Source organism: Lysinibacillus sp. JNUCC 51 (assembly GCF_015999525.1).
In the GTDB taxonomy this organism is placed as follows: domain Bacteria; phylum Bacillota; class Bacilli; order Bacillales_A; family Planococcaceae; genus Lysinibacillus; species Lysinibacillus xylanilyticus.
Window position 1 is genome coordinate 762142 of the sequence record NZ_CP065545.1, and the last position, 17209, is coordinate 779350.

A 17209-nucleotide genomic window follows, 5' to 3' on the forward strand; every position below is an offset into this window, starting at 1 on the left:
GAAGGGATTTGTTAGCATGACAAAACTATTAGTCGTAGATGATGATGCGCATATTCGAGAATTAGTTAAGGTATTTTTACAAAATGAAGGTTTAGAGGTAATTGAAGCTACGGACGGTGTGGATGCACTGTCCAAACTGGATTCTGATAAGGTGGATATGATTATTATGGATATTATGATGCCAAAAATGGATGGCTGGGAATTATGCGAAGAAATACGTTCATTTAATGATAATCTACCAATCTTAATGTTAACCGCAAAGGGAGAAACCTCGCAAAAGGTAAAGGGTTTTCATCTTGGAACAGATGATTATCTTGTTAAACCATTTGAGCCAGCTGAGCTGATTGTCCGTGTGAAATCAATACTTAAAAGATACCATATTTCCCTATCTCAACTTGTGGAAGCTGGCAATATTAAGTTAAATCGTAATACACATGAAGTCTTGTATAACGGTGAATCTTTAACACTTCGTTTAAAGGAATTTGAACTGTTATTTACGTTAGCAAGCTATGCTGGAAAAACTTTTTCACGTGAACAGCTAATCGAAGAAATTTGGGGATACGACTATGAAGGTGATGAACGTACAGTTGATGTTCACATTAAAAGACTTCGTCAACGTTTCCCTCAAGAAACAAGTGGATTTTCTATTCGTACAATTCGCGGCCTAGGCTATCGATTGGAACTAGTTTCATGAGAAATTTTAAAAATTGTTTAAAGCTTTTTTTAATTTTAATGCTCCTTCTTACTATTAGCATCGTGTTTGCTTTTATTTCCTACCACATAACGTCCTGGCTTTATGATTGGTTAGGCAAGCATCCACAAGGTTTCTTGCTCCAATTATGGACCGTAGTCGGTGTTTTTGTTCTCTTTGCTTGCACTGTTATCATCACCTTTTTAATTGGGCTAAAAAAACAGCGGAACTATTGGAATACAATTGTAGATGCATTAGGTCGTATTGCTAAAGGTGATTTTACTGTCAAGTTAGATCTTAAAACAGATGAAGATCAATTTGGCCAATTAATACATGGCATCAACCATATGGCAGTCGAATTAGGCGAAATGGAAAGAATGCGTCAAGAATTTATCTCAAATGTATCGCATGAAATTCAGTCACCTCTAACTTCTATTAATGGCTTTGCTAAAGCATTGAAAAACATTGACCTACCAGAGGATAAGCGACAACATTATTTAGCAATCATTGAGATGGAAAGTAATCGACTATCAAAAATAAGTGACAATTTACTAAAGCTTACTTCATTAGAATCACAACATCACCCCTTCGAGCCAAGTCATTACCGGCTCGATAAGCAACTGCGCAACGTCGTATTAACGCTTGAGCCCAATTGGCTAGCTAAAAACATCGACATGGATCTTCAACTAGAAAACGTTTCGATAATGGCGGATGAGGACTTAATAAATCAAGTATGGATGAATTTACTAAGCAACAGCATTAAATTCACGCCAGCTGCTGGCACCATTTCAATATCAATGACAAAACAAATTGATACAATCACTATTGCTATTCGTGATAACGGTATCGGTATAACACTGGAACAACAAAAGCATGTATTCGAGCGATTTTATAAGGCTGACCAATCAAGAACAGCTGAAAATGGAGGAAGTGGCTTAGGACTATCTATTGTAAAGAAAATCATTGATATGCACTACGGAACAATTACTGTTGAAAGTATGCCTGCTGAATTTACAACTTTTTTTGTAACACTGCCATTAGAAATAGATCAGACTCGTGCAAACGCATAGGAGATTCAATCTTCGTCTGCACGAGTCTATTAGGCAGATGAACTAGTAAGCTACTTTTCTAAAATATTGATAAATTTTTTCGAGTTTTTTGCTTTGTCTCCCCTTCTTACTTTCCATATTGCCGAATTCAAAAAACTTCACTTGTTTAATGCCAACAAAATTAAACAAAGCTTTTTTCATTAATATTTTATGAGCATTATTTAGCCAAAATAGCGGATATTTTGTTGGCCCCTTCATTGTCGAAATGCACACTACTGATTTTCCTTTTAGAAGGCCCTCTGGAAATAGTCCCTTTTTATCTTTATACGCAAAATTGGCCGCAAACAATTGATCAATATATCCTAGAAGCATTGCTGGTGGCCTGCCCCACCATATCGGATAAACAAAAACGATTTTATCAGCCCACCTAATTTGTTCTCGATATTTCTCAAGCTTTGGATCACGAAACATATCGCGACGGCGTTTATGTTCATGGAATACTAAAATCGGGTTAAATTGTTCATCGTATAAATCTAATACTTGGATCTCATTAACGGAAGGATTGTCTTGACAGCCCTTAATAACCTCCTGCAAAAAAGCATAATTCAAACTTTTATGATTGGGATATGTATAAATAATTAATGTATTCATTAAGCGCCTCCATTAGTTATCATTTGATAACAAAATGGTAAACTATCTAACTTTAGTTGTCAAATGATAATTGTTTTAAGATAAGTTTTTTGTTATCTTGTTCAGTAAGAGGTGAACCTATTTGGACAAAAAACAATTATTTCATCAGTTCGTAGCATTTACAGCAGCGGTACATCAAGTAACACATGAACTAACTCAAAACGTTAAAATAGATAATATTACGCCTGTACAATATAAAATTTTAGAATATATAAAAGTAAGCCAGCCAGTTACACCTACTGAAATTAGTGATTGTCAGCATATGTCCTTACCTAATACAAGCCGTGAATTACGCAAATTACAGGAAAGAAAGTTTATTGAAAAAATTAGCGATACCGAAGATCGAAGAAAGCACTATGTTTGCCTAACAGAGGATGGAGAAAAAATAATGGAGGAAGCATTCGCCTGTATAGAAGATCGCTTTAAACAGCTTATCAAACATGTATCTACAAATGATTTAGAGGATATTCATCATGCATTAAACATTTTAGACGAAAAGTTCTTTAATCCAAAATCATAAAAAACCTACATTGCTTTTCATTAGGAAAAGCAATGCAGGTTCTTTTACTGTTTATTATATTGACATAGAAAGCGTTCTACACCTGGATATTTCTCTCCTAGGCTAGTTATAAAAAAACCATAGCGTCGATAAAAATCTACGGCCTCATAATCCGTTTCAGCAACAATTGATGGGTACTTACTTGCTATAAAATTAATCATTTTACTACCAATACCTTTTCCTCTTTGATCAGCTAATACAGCAATATGCTTAATCTCGCACTCTGATAAGCTAATTTGTTCTATACCAATACAACCAGCTATTTTACCTTCGAATTCAACACTATACAATGTCCTATTCGATAAAAGTATATATTTTTCATACTCTTGTTGAACTTTTTTATCCGAAGTTGCAAAAGAAAGTAGTTTTTTAATAGCTGGAGAAATAGTGTTTGCTTGAACTATATTCATAACTTTCTCCTTAAATGTCGGTAGCAGGAATGACAACAGCGTGACATGCTTTTTCATAAAATTCGATTGGACCTGCTCCTCCGATAATTGCATATTCATACCCAATCTCATGCATATCTTTTAAACAATGATGGAGGAGGGAATATCCTATCCCCTTCACTCGATTAGATTTCGCAACACCCATTGGGCCAAAATAACATTTTTTATTTTGATAAACATCAAATCCAGCAAATCCAACAAGACCTCCCCTATTATCAAAAGCTACATAGATGGAAGGCGTAGTACTTAAAAATGCACTTTTAATCGTTTCTGACCATTCTTGCGAAAAATGACTTTCTACAAAATGAATTAGTGCGTTTTTATCATCAAGATTGACTCTACGAATATTACTAGAAATCGAATCTGGAAAATTATAATTGTGAAGATGAGTAATCATATCCCGCGAAGTCGTACCAAGCTTTAAAATCATTTTCTTGTCTTCTTCTGAAACAAATTCATCAACCATATTCGTCTTTATTAATGCTTTAAGTAAGTGACCTTCATTTATATAAACTTGGTTATAGTTTTGCATATAACAAGATGTTTGCTCCAAAACTGTTAAAACATCATTTGTTATTGGAACATTAAATAAATTATGACTTGTAACATTCTTGTCTGATTTTAGATCAAGTTCATTAACTAAGTTTCTTATAGAAGCTTCATCTACAGTACATTTTAATACTATTTCGCCAATGGCCCCCTCTTTTTCTTTTAAACAAGCAAGTAAAAAATGAATAGGCTGTAACACTTTATGTTGTGAAGAGAAAGCTTCTTTTTCCGCATTCTTGAAGATCCTTAACATACGATTTGTTAATTTTATATTAGCCGAATTCAAATGCCTGTCACCCTTTCATTGATTTTTTTCAACTTCTCAATTTTTAACACTTAAAAATGTTAAATAATTGAAATATCAGGGTTTTATCATACCATTAATCATTTTATCTATCATAAATAAAATTGAAACTATTAATTTTTCAACCAAAAATTAGAGACTTTATTAAAACGAATGTTGAATAGAGTGGAGGATAGAAGAACGAAGGCTAAAACTCACGTCCTGTGATACGCCTCCGTGACCAACATCATGCCGTTGATGCTACGTTAGTACTACGCTTTCGCACAGACAAAACCCAGATGTTGCCCCGACGCCCCAGGAAGCTTTGCTCGTGCGAAAGCGAAGCGGCAGCGATAAAAGCACCCAGTCAGAACGGAAATCAACCACAAGTTATGGTACTGAGCCATATAAACGATTTCTAGTAAATTGATTCAACATCTGAATTTAGGGGATGACATTTTGCTAAACGTATGTCATGCATATAAGTTGAGTGGAGACTGGGCGACTCCTTGGGGATCAGCGAATAGAGGAACGAAGGCTAAAATCATCACGTCCTGTGATAACGCCTTCGTGACCAACATCGTGCTGCTGCCGCTTCGCTTTCGCGCAAAAAACATCTGTTGGCCCGAGACCCTGGAGCGCAGCGAAGCGGCTCATCGGACGCCCCCAGGAAAGCGCCCAGTCGGAGCGGAAATCAACCACACGCTATAATAATAAGCCTGTTTAGTGCTAATTCCCCTTATTTTCGCTATTAAGAAAACGTTAATACCTATACATCGTCACCCATTTACTTTTTCTTTAATAGTATAAAGATGTATAGAAGGAGGAGACATAAGTGGAAGTAGCAGTGTTAGACAAGAAGTGGATCGAAGAACATTTTGAAACACTTCCAATTTGGCAACAGTCAGCATATACCGACTTCGCTGCCATGGTTGCAGATGACGCAAATACGTTTCCCTGTATTCCAGCTAGAAAAGGTTTTTTGTCGAACGAGCTTCGCTATAGTTTTATCGGAGATCCACGAGAGGAGCAATCGATCAAGACGTTAGCACGATGCTTAAAGGAATATGATAAGTGCGCTAAAACGTTTGGTAAATATACAACCCATACCATTTTCTTCAAAACCCCTAATGATATGCATAAAAATTTCGATGTTGAAGATTACAGAAATTTATTTTGGTCTGTTTTAAATAATTTAACGAAATTCGATGATATCGATTGGCCAAAAGAAATTCCAACCAATCCAGCTCAGCATGAATGGGAATTTTGTTTTAACGGTCAGCCTTATTTTGTGTCTTGTGCAACGCCCGCACATAAATTGCGCAAGAGTCGTAATTTTTCTACTTTATTAATGGCCTTTCAGCCACGCTGGATATTTGAAGAAATGAACGAAACTACTGTCTTTGGTCGAAAATTAAAGGAACTTATTCGTCAACGCATTAACGAATACGACGCTATTCCAGCTCATAGTGATTTAAAATGGTATGGGCAAGAAGGTAGTTTTGAATGGAAGCAGTATTTTTTAAGCGATGATAATAGTAGTGCATCGAAATGTCCTTTTTTACGAATGCAACATTCTCTGCAGAACAAAGAACAATAATCAATTATGCCTGGCATAATTCCGTGACATCCGCTGGAGGCTTTGGACCAACGGATGTTTTTTGTACCGAAAGCGTAGCTTCAGGTACAGAGATGTTTGGACATCCGCTAAAAGAAGTCAAACATGCTTACCGTGCTTTTGCCTTTTCATGACAATCCAAGTCGCAATTCCTATGATGATGATAAAAAGCAGGCTCACGAAAAAACCGAGTCTGCTTGTTTTTTCCCCTAACGTCCCAGATACCGTCACCACAATGAGCAACATCCCAATACCATTCTTCACATGCTCCCACTTCGACAGCTCCATTAACTTTCTATATGTCACTAATATAAAGAGCCAGTTATAAATTAGCATTAAGCCCGCAGCTGTAACCAAATATTCAAAAATCTTTTCTGGCATAAGAAAGCCTATAACAATAGTTATGATTAAACCACTAGCTAAAAAGAGAAATGCAGGGAATGGGACCTTCATCTTCCCTTTTTTAGCTAAAGCCGTTGGAGCATCATGATCCTCTGCCAATGTAATGAGAATCGTTATGACCGCATATAAAGAGGCTACCATTGTTGAAAAACCTGCAATAATCAACACTCCGTTAAAAATGTCTGCAAAAAAAGGGATGTGATATCCATTAAGCGCTGTAATAAATGGGCTTTCCTCAATATTAAAATCCTGCCAAGAAACAAGCGCCAAGGCAAGCATAATAGCCATTATAAAAATAACAGTTATAGCAATAAGCATCACTTTTCCGGCTTTCGGTGCTTCTTTAGGATTTTTCAAATCAATAACCATTAAACCCATCACTTCAATTCCTCCAAATGCATAAAAGGCATATAGTAGTCCAAGCCAAATTCCTTTCAAACCTTGTGAGAAAAATTCTTCATAATTTGCATGTAATGCATCGAGTGTAGTTGATTCCGAATTAAATCCTTTTATTATTAAGACAACCGCTACTATAATAAACATTACAACCGCCGCTGCCTTTAATGCACCAAAAATATTTTGAAATTTTTCAAAGCCCTTCATACCTGTAAGAATAACGACTAACGCAAGTGCAGCATAAATAGAGGCAGATACCCATAATGGAAGCGTAGGAAACCACAGCTTTGTAAAAATACCAAGTGCCATCAATTGGCTTCCCATAATAAGCATTTCAGAAATTAAGTAAATCCAACCATTACTAAATCCTGCCCATTTGCCAAAAGCTTGCTTTGCATAAGTACGGAACGAACCCTTGTCCGGATTGTCAACTGACATCTTAACAAGAGCGTCATAGACAATGTACGTAGCAATCGCTGCCAACAAAAAAGGAATCACAACAGCAGGACCACTTTTATGAATGGCCATACTTGTCCCAAGAAAAAATCCTGTTCCAAGTGTACAACCTATACCAAGAAGCGAAAGCTGCCACCAAGACAACTTCCCTTTACTTGTTTTAGATGTCATTTTGATCAACCCTCCTTTACTTTCTTAACAATGGCAATGTCATACAACGAATGCCACCACCGCCTTTTTCAAGCTCTGTGACATCAACTTCTATCAAATTCTTTTTTTGCAATAATGAATGCTTCGTCCAGTGTTGCTTCGTTGCTTGCTTACTAATCAACAGTGTATCGGGATTAAGATTAATAAAATTGATATCAGGGATTGTATTATATTTTTCAAGCCAGTAAACGTCCAAGCCATGGTGATTTAAAAATTGCTCTGTCATTTCAAAACGACTAGTTTGAGCTGTGAAGACGTGAACAGGAAAATAACGCATAAAGTTTTTAGCTATTAGTAGATTAGCGTTCGTTACATTACAATTCATATCTAAATGAAGTGTATCGGAGCGTCTTGGCAAATCAATGATTGCAATTTCCGAAAATCCTTCTTGGAAGATACGACCCTTGATACTTTCCACAGCCTCTAACGTTGTCCTCATTCCAATATTAATAAGTACGGCATCCTTATTTAAAATGAGCACGTCCCCACATTCTAAAGCAGTAGATGGTTGTTGAACTTTTAAATTTTTTTCTGGAAACCACTTTTCTAATAATGAGTGCGCATGTGGATACTCTGGACGCCTTAGCGAACTACCTGCCTCTCCAAGGAAAATACTATTTCCTATAACACAGGCAAGATCGCGCACAAAGTAGCGATTAATAAGCTGCTCACTTACTATATTCTCTTCATTTGTTAGCTCCTTCGAATAATCAATAACATGAACACCCTCATTTTCTAGGGCTGTCTTAAATTCCATGAAATTCTCCATTGCTTTCACATGATTGACAGGAGCATCCCATCCTACATTTTCAGCTATTGTTAAATCTGGTACATCTAATTTTGAAGGTGCACAAAGCATAACAACCTTAAGTTCATCATGCTCCGACCAACAATTTACTTGGAATGAATCCATAATGTATTCTCCCCTCTCATGACTATCTCAGTTAGCGTTACCACCAAGATTGGGATTATACAAATTAAAGGAGGACTTTTTTGTTATTTAGATAATTCATATATATAAGTATAAAAACAATTAAAGAAATGAGTGTAAATATGGAATACTATCAATTATGCCTCGGCATAATTGCGTCCGGAGGCTTTAACTTCTATCAGCGGATGTTTGGACACCCGCTAAAAGAAGTTAAATTTTTAAGACAATATGTAGGACACCAACCCATCATTTTACCTGGTTCGGTTGTATTAATTCTCAATAACGTAAATGAAGTGTTATTACAAAAAAGATACGATGGAGGTTGGGGTCTTCCAGGTGGTTTGATGGAATTAGGAGAAAGCTTAGAAGATACCGCAAAAAGAGAAGTGTTAGAAGAAACAGGATTGGTTATAGAGGACCTAAAGTTATTAGATATTTTTTCTGGTTCAAAGTATTATCATAAAGTTTCAAATGGGGATGAATTTTACTCAGTTACGGCAGTCTATTATACAAGAAATGTTAAAGGCGATTTAGTTATTGATTATAAAGAATCAGAGACAATTCAATATTTCTCACTAATCCATTATGACTCGGCATAATTGTGTCTGGAATCGGCTTTGTGCTTGCACAAAGCCGATTCCGTGACATCCGCCGGAGGCTTTAACTTCTTTCAGCAATTTATTTTCTGTACCGAAAGCGTAGCGACCTTTACAGGTGTTTGGGCACCTGCTGAAAGAAGTTAAAGTTACTGGATGGATTAGATAGCAGATATATTGAACCATATGTAACACAGTTAGTTATAGAATAATATTTAGAGAGAAAACTTTTCATGTCTTCTCTCATTAAAATATTGAAAAGCTGATTTAAGTAAAAATTGCCACTTGTCAGTCTCCATCAATGGAAATACTGATGATAAGCTTGCTCAGCATCCATTTCGCTAGTAAATATTAACATATCATTTGTTAGCGGGTAATACGTCTCAAAGAGGAATAGCGCCAACTCCTTAGGTTTATCCGGATTGTTCACTACTGCAACCTTCTGTATGTTTGCTACTTCCTCTATAGACGGATGTCGATAAAAAATATAAACAATATCCCCTGCACTATATTGCTGTTGCTTCATTCCATCACCTTCCTATGCCTTTCCACTAGTTTGGTGTAAGTAGATGTTAAATATAATTAATTTTTAATTCTCAAGTAGATATTCATTGGAAATATTCCCCCTTCTAACAACACCCCCTAACATAAAATGTCACAAATAGAATATATATATCATGTGATACACTTCACAAATACGGAATTTTCGAATTATTTGGTATAATCGAGAAAAGGAGGGAAAAATATGATTAAACAATCAGTAATTGAAAATGTACTTGAAGCAGCACTTTCTACAGGTGGTGATTTTTCCGAAGTTTTCATCGAGGATAAATTTGTCAATGAATTAACATTACAAAGTGGAAAAATTGAACAAAGCATTTCAGGACGTGATTTCGGCATTGGTATACGCATTTTTTCTGGACTTCAAAGCATCTATACGTACACAAATGATTTTTCAGAGGAAGGCTTACTAGCAGCAGCAAAACGAGCAGCACTTGCCATTAAAGGAGGTTCTACCGGAACGATCCAACCACTGAAAAAAGAAATTATTACGCCAATTCATAACATTATCATTCTACCAAACAGTATGGAGCATGCTAGAAAAGCAACAATCATGCGACAGGCTAATGACATTGCTAGAAATTATGATGAACGCATCAATCAAGTTAAAGTAAGATATCTTGACGAAGAGCAGCATGTTTTAATCGCCAACTCAGAAGGGAAGTTTGTAGAAGATACCCGCATTCATAGTCGACTTGCCATCCAGGCAACCGCCTCCGAGGGCAAAGAAATGCAAACAGGCTTTTATGGTCCTAGTGCACATGCAGGCTTTGAATTTATCGAAAATCTAGATCTGGAGCACTATGCTGGTGAAGCTGCACGTATTGCAGTCACTATGCTTCATGCCGATGAATGTCCTAGCGGTAAATTTCCAGTCATCATTGATAATGAATTTGGTGGTGTTATATTTCACGAGGCATGTGGTCATGGTCTTGAAGCAACAGCCGTTGCGAAAAACAATTCCGTTTTTGCAAATCGTATTGGTGAAAAAGTTGCCCCTGAAATTGTTACATATATTGATGATGGTACACTTCCAAACGAATGGGGTTCCCTTAACATTGATGATGAAGGGGAAAAAACACGAAAAAACATCTTAATTGAAAATGGTATTTTAAAAGGCTACTTGATTGATAAATTTAATGCACGTCGTATGAATGCTGAACCAACCGGCTCTTCTCGTCGCCAATCCTATCGCTTCAATCCAACATCCCGAATGACAAACACATATATCGCTCCAGGCAGTTCTACACCTGAAGAAATTATTGCATCTACCGAATATGGTATTTATGCAAAATATATGGGTGGCGGCCAAGTAAATCCTTCGACTGGTGACTATAACTTTGCGGTTATGGAAGCTTATATTGTTAAGGATGGAAAAATCAATCGTCCTGTACGCGGTGCAACACTTATAGGTAACGGGGCAAGAACTTTACAGCTAGTTGATCGGGTTGGTAATAATCTTGCGCATGGTGCTGGTATGTGCGGATCTATTAGTGGTAGTCTTCCTGTCAATGTTGGCCAGCCAATGATTCGCGTAAGTGAAATAACAGTTGGAGGAACGAAGGGGGAATAATTTATGAACATTGTAGAATATCAAGAAAAACTTCTAGATAAGGCGATAAAAGCCGGTTTTAAAGAAGCTGAAGTATATTTTGAACGAAAAAACTCTTTTCAGTGTATGCTTTACGAAGGACAAATTGATAGCTATGAAACGTCTGAGGATGGAGGTCTAAGTCTACGTGGGCTGCATAACGGAAAAATGGGTTACGCCTATACAGAAAAATTAGACGATGATTCGATGTCCTTCTTAATCGATAGTGCAAAAGCAAATGCAAATGTTCTAGATGAAGATGAGTGCATAGATATTTTTGAAGGCAGTAATGAATATACACCATATGAATTTTACAATGAGGAATTAGAGGCTATTGGAATTCCTGAAAAAATAGAGCTCCTTCGTTTAATTGAACAAAAAATTCGTGCGTACGATTCTCGCATTGTAACGCTTGATTATTGTTTCCTTCAAGAATATAACACTGAACGTTCATTAGCGAATAGTAAAAACCTATCCTTATCACATAAGGAGAACGGTTTAGCCATCTATCTTTCTACAGTTGTCAAAGAAGGTGAGGAACTGAAAACAGGTGTATATTTGAAAATGACACGTGATTTTCATTCTCTAAATGCCGAGGAAATTGCCAAAGCAGCAGCCGAGGAAGCACTTGCGAATCTAGGCGAAAAGTCGATTCCATCTGGAAAATATCCAATCATCCTACGCTCTGATGCTACAGCCTCTTTACTAAGTATTTTTATGCCTATTCTGTCAGCTGAAAATGCACAAAAGGACCAATCTTTATTAAAAGGGAAAGTCGGACAAAAAGTGGCGTCAGATAGTTTGACATTACTGAATGCCCCATTCCATCCTGAAGCTTTGTCTGGAGCAAGCTTTGACGGTGAAGGTGTTGCAACTAAGGAGCAGGCGATAATTTCAAATGGAACTCTGCAAACACTATTGCATAATAGAAAAACAGCAAAGAAGGAAGGCTGCGAATCGAGCGGGCATGCACATAAAGAGTCTTATAAAGGTGCTCTATCAATTGCACCTCAAAATTTATATATTTCACCAGGTAAGCGATCAAAAGAGGAGTTAATTGCATCGGTCTCTAAAGGAGTTCTCATTACTGAATTATCTGGCCTTCACTCTGGTACAAATACGGTTTCTGGTGATTTTTCAGTCGCGGCAAAAGGATTCCATATTCAAGATGGCAAAATTGTCTCCCCTGTCAAGCCAATGACAATAGCCGGAAACTTCTTTGAGTTCTTAAACGATATCGAAGAATCTAGCTCTGAGCTTTACTTCTTACCGGCTGGGTATGGCTCCCCATCCCTACTTGTAAAGGAGCTATCAGTGACAGTGGAATAAAACTGAATAAGCGAATCACATTTTATAGATTAACTATCTAATATATGATACTTCTCGACAAAGCTTGTCGCTTATCATCGCGACAAGCTTTTTGATTACAGATGATTACTTCTATGGAGATATGTTATCGACCAAATTCTGATCCAGCTGTTGTTGCAGCTGCGATACTTGCAAGCTGGTGACTGAATCAACAGCCTTCTGAATAGCTATGGCGATGTAGGCAAATGAGCTGCTTGCTGCCAGTGCTTTGTATAAGTCCATCTGTATAATCCTAAGTTTATAGCAGTACCTACTGCACCAACAAGTGGGTCACTGTTCCCCTGTTTGGAATTGCTTTGTTCTGGTAGCCTGATTGACCGGGATAATAGCCAAGGCTTTCATCGCGGCGGTAGTATGCCCTGGTGTACTGCCCCCCCATTTAAACCTCTCCATTCGTACTATGAATAATAAGACACGACTTAGTTACATCTATTATTCCATATAGGAAAACGCCCAAGAAAGCTTATGGCATTAACTTCTTGGTTAAATTTTCTTTGCAAGGCAAGAATATGAAACTTTTTCACCTGTTGATACGTACTAATTATACGATAATATTAATCATGCCAGGATAACAGAATGGCATGAGAAAGGGTGGAAATTATGAAAAAAATATGGACCATGCTCCTTGCAGCGATACTTATTGTACCGTTAGTGCTGCAACCAGCGACCGCTCAAGCGGCAAAGGCCATCACGATTTATGTGGACGGGGTTCAATTAAAGACCGACCAGCCACCAGTGATGGTTCAAGGGCGTGTTATGCTGCCACTTAGAGCAATCTTTGAGGCATTGGATGCAAGCGTGGATTGGGATCGAAAGAAACAAACCGTTACAGCAACTAAAGGAGATACAACGGTAGTTCTTAAGATTAAATCGAGGCTAGCTACAATTAATAACCAAACAGTTACACTTGATGTACCAGCACAGATATTGGGTGGCAGAACAATGGTGCCGGTCCGTTTCGTTAGTGAAGCACTTGGCCAAGATGTTGACTGGAATTCGAGAAGTCAGGTCGTAACTATTAACTCTGACAACCCTAGCAACCCTGACACTCCTAGCAATATCAGTATTTCTCCAGCGAGCTATGTGTCAGGTCGAGATGTTAGCAATCAGGGAGATGGGCGTGACCTAGAGGTTAGCTTCTCTAAATCGTCTACTGAATCACTTGTGGATCATTACCGGGTTCTCGTTGTGAAGGCTTCAAAAAGCTTCAATCAGGCGTCCGCCCTGAAGGTCTCTGCTTCAAATTATACGAAAGTATCGACTAGCGGCTCGAATCGTTCTATAACATTATCCCAGAGTTCACGGGATGTGGACGGAGACTATATTAAAAATGATCAGCCTTATGTGGTCTATGTACTTGCCGTTGGGAAAAGTTCTTATTCCAGCGTTTTATCAAATTCTTCTCCGAAGATTACTCTAACGAACGCGTCTTCAGTTCCAGAGGTAACAAATGTGAAGATTAACGATATTAGCGATTTCGGCGATGGACGCGATATTTCGGTTAGCTTCACTCGTCCGCAAAATGACAACAATATTTCGAATTATCGTGTGTTTATCGTAAAGACTAAGGATGCTAACAATTTCAGTCTTACTACTGCGAATAATTTATCTAGCAGTTACTATACGACAATGTATAAATCAGGGAGCAACGGCGGTACGATGACAGGAACTCTGTCTTCATCAGCACGTGATACCGCCGGTGAGTCCATTAAAAACGGCGTATCTTATACAGCATTCGTCCTGTCAGTTAGTAGCACTGATTCAGCTATTAATAAGCTGTCATCTGCTTCTTCGTCAGTATCACTAAGTCCAAATACAGTGGCTACTCCTGTTATTACTCAAGTTGATGATGTCAACGACTATGGGGATGGACGCGATTTGCGAGTTAGCTTCAACAAAATATCCAATGAGTCTAACATTAGCTCTTACCGGATTTTTGTTGTAAAAGCCAGCAACTATTCAAACTTCACATTGACGAAGGCGAACAGTCTATCCAGCTCTTATTACACGCAGGTGAACAAGACTGGCTACAATATTACTCAGGTTCTCTCTTCAGGCACACGAGATACAGACGGTTATGCCATTCAGAATGGGGTCAGCTATCGTATATTCGTAATGGCTGTAGCTACAAACTCAGGGAATAACGTGTTATCATCTGCTTCCAATGCGATTACACTATATAGCAGTAATGTAGGTGCAGTATCGAATCTCAATGCCAGCGATTTGTATGATTATGGCGACGGTCGTGATCTCTATGTCTCTTTCACTAAAGCGGCGGATGAGTCTAATATTAGTCATTATCGCATTATGGTTGTACCAACATCGTATTACAGCAACTTCAGTCTGTCGGATGCTAATAATGTATCCAGCAGCAATTATACGACTGTGAGCAAATCAGGAAATAACAATTACGGGCTGACGCTCTCGGGAAATACTCGGGATGTGCGCGGTAATTATATCACGGATAGAACTAGCTACCGTGTCTATGTTCTCTCGGTTGGCTATGGCAATTATTCCGGCAGCAATGCGTTGTCCGCGCCAACGTCTACACTTACGCTAGGTAAGAACTACAATGTGCAAGCTGTAACTAATCTGACTGCTGCTGATGTAAATGATTATGGAGATGGTCGTGATTTGCAGGTATCGTTCACGAAGCCTTCCGATGAAACAAATGTCAATCATTATCGGATTTTTGTCGTACCGACAGCTTATTCCAGCAGCTTCAACCTGTCACAAGCCAATAGTAGCTCTTATTACATCACTGAGAGCAGAGGCGGAAATAAATCGGTAACTAGAACATTAGATTCGACTACTCGAGATGTTCGCGGTAATCTCATTACCGAAGGCACAAACTACCGTGTCTATGTACTGACTGTAGCGAATGGAAATTCTTCAAGCGTCAATGCTCTAGCTTCTGCTTCGTTAGATATTACGCTTGCTAAGAATAAAGCCGTTCAAGCGGTTAGCAATGTTAATGCAAGCGATGTAAATGATTTTGGAGATGGTCGTGATTTGCAGGTAACGTTCAATCATGCATCTGATGAATCGAATATAAGTGAATATCGAATTATGGTAGTACCTATAAATAGTGCTTTCGATCCTTCAAAAGTAAGCAATATCAAGAATAACTATACTGTCGTAAGTACTTCTGGCAACAGTACTACCCAGGTTCTTAACGCTACAGCAACGGATATAGATGGGAAATCTATCACTAATGGAACGCTTTATAAAGTCTACGTATTGTCAGTTGGAAAAGACAGTTCAACCGGCACATTTACATTATCTAGCGCATCGAATGAGATTAAATTAACCAATTCTGGCGCGGTAGAAGCAGTAACTAATGTAAATCTTTCTACCACGGGGAATACTGGTACCTATGAAGACATACGGATTAGCTTTGATAAAGTAAGCAATGAAAAAAACGTAACAGAATATCGAGTATTCTTGATTCCATCAAATGAAGTCAGAAACTTCAAGTTGTCGGATGCAAATAAAGTCAATCCACAGAATTACAACTCCTTCAATGTGAGCGATAATACTAAAGGTGCATCTATAAAAAATTTTGATATAAATGGAATGAGTATCGATCCGAAGATTACTTATCAAGCTGTAGTTATGACCGTAAACAATTCAGGAAATGAAAATTTAAATATATTATCTGTACCGTCTAATCAGATCGTACTTCCGCCTAAAAAAGTTGATGCTCCGACAGAAGAGGTAAAGCCTACTCCATCTGTCACTCAACCTTAACTTAAGAGATAAGCAATACTTCTTCACAGAAGGGACTCCTCAAATGGTACTTCATGGACCATAAGAGGGGTCCCTTTTGTTGTGTACAGCTCATTTGTCCTCCGACTGTTTCTATGAATGACTGGTCTATATGGGATAGGTAATCAAGTTATGGAATAATAAGACAAACTATAATACCGAAATTTAGGATAATGTGGACATAGATTTATGAAGAAGGTCGGTTTAGTGATGCGTAAAATACAATTCGTGGAGGCGCAGGGTCCAAAGCTATTTACCGAACGGCTGCGGAATATTGCTAAAGAGCCGGGAGTCTTGATTCTCTTAGAAATGAATCATTGCCCGGATCTTGTGCTGGAATATGCCAGCCAGAATCCGGGCAATGAGGTTTTATATTGTCTGACTCAGGCTGAAGTATTTGAGCTGATGAACTCGGCCCAAAGTGTACTGAGTAAGCTTGTGTTCAATTCTGAGCACCCTTGTTATGGTAAAGGATACTCGCTTTTTATGCATAAAATTATTTCGTTAAATCAATTTTTTTATTTAATAAATAAATGGTCACACCACCAACAGTCATTGACAATAGCTCTCCAACTCCAACCGTAAACCATGTTGCCCAAAACGGTAGATCATACAGGATTGTTAACTGTCCTGCAACGGTGAACATTGATAAAGCAAAAATCAATGCGGTAACAACCATTTTCACAAGATCATTTGTTATATTTTTCGTTACTTTTCGGCAAAGAATTAATACTAAAAATGTCGCAATTCCACCAATAGGTACATCTAATACCCACGTTGGTGACATAAAATTTGCGAGAACTACTCCTAGAGTCACGGCTAATACGTAGCGCTTGTTGTATAGGGCCAGGTAGTTAAACATCTCCGACAAGCGTAGTTGAACTGCCCCAAAACTAATGACTGACAATAAAACAGTTACAGCCACATATAAAGCTGCAACTAGCGCCGTCTTTGTAAGTTCGGTTACAGAAGTACGGCTAGAATCTTTTTCAATAGATGTATTCAATTTTATTCTCCTTTGTAAAATAGCACGTTCGCTATT

At 37.9% G+C, this 17209-nt stretch carries 15 protein-coding genes and 1 pseudogene; 9 read left to right on the plus strand and 7 right to left on the minus strand.

Going from position 1 to position 17209, the window contains the following annotated elements:
* The first annotated feature begins 16 nt into the window (after positions 1 to 16).
* A complete protein-coding gene (locus JNUCC51_RS04025; RefSeq protein WP_100544451.1) occupies positions 17 to 694 on the plus strand; it encodes a response regulator transcription factor in 678 nt (225 codons plus the stop codon).
* The gene (locus JNUCC51_RS04030) at positions 691 to 1761 is read left to right on the plus strand and encodes a sensor histidine kinase (protein ID WP_337990945.1); all 1071 of its coding nucleotides are present in this window, start codon (positions 691 to 693) and stop codon (positions 1759 to 1761) included. Before JNUCC51_RS04025 ends, JNUCC51_RS04030 begins: the two co-directional genes overlap by 4 nt.
* A gap of 42 nt (positions 1762 to 1803) precedes the next feature.
* Here the strand turns inward: JNUCC51_RS04030 and JNUCC51_RS04035 are convergent, their stop codons facing one another.
* Positions 1804 to 2391, minus strand: a complete 588-nt coding sequence (locus JNUCC51_RS04035; protein ID WP_337990946.1) for an NAD(P)H-dependent oxidoreductase — start codon at positions 2389 to 2391, stop codon at positions 1804 to 1806.
* 121 nt (positions 2392 to 2512) lie between these two features.
* Here JNUCC51_RS04035 and JNUCC51_RS04040 point away from each other — a divergent pair, with 121 nt between their 5' ends.
* Positions 2513 to 2950, plus strand: a complete 438-nt coding sequence (locus JNUCC51_RS04040; RefSeq protein ID WP_337990947.1) for a MarR family winged helix-turn-helix transcriptional regulator — start codon at positions 2513 to 2515, stop codon at positions 2948 to 2950.
* A 44-nt stretch (positions 2951 to 2994) separates the two neighbouring features.
* Here the strand turns inward: JNUCC51_RS04040 and JNUCC51_RS04045 are convergent, their stop codons facing one another.
* Both JNUCC51_RS04045 and JNUCC51_RS04050 read right to left on the minus strand, forming a co-directional pair.
* Positions 2995 to 3399, minus strand: a complete 405-nt coding sequence (locus tag JNUCC51_RS04045; RefSeq protein WP_337990948.1) for a GNAT family N-acetyltransferase — start codon at positions 3397 to 3399, stop codon at positions 2995 to 2997.
* A 10-nt stretch (positions 3400 to 3409) separates the two neighbouring features.
* On the minus strand, positions 3410 to 4273 hold the full coding sequence (locus tag JNUCC51_RS04050) for a GNAT family N-acetyltransferase (protein ID WP_337990949.1): 864 nt from the start codon (positions 4271 to 4273) through the stop codon (positions 3410 to 3412).
* 832 nt (positions 4274 to 5105) lie between these two features.
* On the opposite strand from JNUCC51_RS04050, the gene JNUCC51_RS04055 reads away from it, so the two are divergent.
* Entirely contained in the window at positions 5106 to 5870 is a 765-nt protein-coding gene (locus JNUCC51_RS04055) for a YqcI/YcgG family protein (RefSeq protein ID WP_337990950.1), read from the plus strand.
* A 117-nt stretch (positions 5871 to 5987) separates the two neighbouring features.
* Here the strand turns inward: JNUCC51_RS04055 and JNUCC51_RS04060 are convergent, their stop codons facing one another.
* Positions 5988 to 7313 (minus strand): amino acid permease, encoded by a 1326-nt coding sequence (locus tag JNUCC51_RS04060; protein ID WP_337990951.1) that lies wholly within the window; start codon positions 7311 to 7313, stop codon positions 5988 to 5990.
* Positions 7314 to 7329: 16 nt separating this feature from the next.
* Positions 7330 to 8265 carry an arginine deiminase family protein gene (locus tag JNUCC51_RS04065; RefSeq protein ID WP_337990952.1) on the minus strand — a complete coding sequence of 312 codons (936 nt, stop codon included), beginning with the start codon at positions 8263 to 8265 and terminating at the stop codon, positions 7330 to 7332.
* Between the two features lie 140 nt (positions 8266 to 8405).
* On the opposite strand from JNUCC51_RS04065, the gene JNUCC51_RS04070 reads away from it, so the two are divergent.
* A complete protein-coding gene (locus JNUCC51_RS04070; RefSeq protein WP_490356153.1) occupies positions 8406 to 8882 on the plus strand; it encodes an NUDIX hydrolase in 477 nt (158 codons plus the stop codon).
* Between the two features lie 295 nt (positions 8883 to 9177).
* On the opposite strand, the gene JNUCC51_RS04075 is transcribed toward JNUCC51_RS04070, so the two are convergent.
* Positions 9178 to 9405: a transcriptional regulator SplA domain-containing protein gene (locus JNUCC51_RS04075; protein WP_337990953.1), complete on the minus strand. Its 228-nt coding sequence runs from the start codon at positions 9403 to 9405 to the stop codon at positions 9178 to 9180.
* Between the two features lie 219 nt (positions 9406 to 9624).
* Between JNUCC51_RS04075 and JNUCC51_RS04080 the strand changes: the two genes are divergently transcribed.
* From JNUCC51_RS04080 to JNUCC51_RS04095, 4 genes and pseudogenes are all read left to right on the plus strand, one after another.
* Positions 9625 to 11013: a TldD/PmbA family protein gene (locus JNUCC51_RS04080; protein WP_337990954.1), complete on the plus strand. Its 1389-nt coding sequence runs from the start codon at positions 9625 to 9627 to the stop codon at positions 11011 to 11013.
* Positions 11014 to 11016: 3 nt separating this feature from the next.
* The gene (locus JNUCC51_RS04085; RefSeq protein ID WP_337990955.1) at positions 11017 to 12360 is read left to right on the plus strand and encodes a TldD/PmbA family protein; all 1344 of its coding nucleotides are present in this window, start codon (positions 11017 to 11019) and stop codon (positions 12358 to 12360) included.
* A gap of 639 nt (positions 12361 to 12999) precedes the next feature.
* On the plus strand, positions 13000 to 16149 hold the full coding sequence (locus JNUCC51_RS04090; RefSeq protein WP_337990956.1) for a copper amine oxidase N-terminal domain-containing protein: 3150 nt from the start codon (positions 13000 to 13002) through the stop codon (positions 16147 to 16149).
* A 207-nt stretch (positions 16150 to 16356) separates the two neighbouring features.
* Positions 16357 to 16470: pseudogene (locus JNUCC51_RS04095) on the plus strand (glycosyltransferase family 1 protein); the annotation flags it as partial.
* A gap of 193 nt (positions 16471 to 16663) precedes the next feature.
* On the opposite strand, the gene JNUCC51_RS04100 reads toward JNUCC51_RS04095, so the two are convergent.
* Positions 16664 to 17173, minus strand: a complete 510-nt coding sequence (locus JNUCC51_RS04100) for a QueT transporter family protein (RefSeq protein ID WP_134019501.1) — start codon at positions 17171 to 17173, stop codon at positions 16664 to 16666.
* Positions 17174 to 17209: the final 36 nt, after the last annotated feature.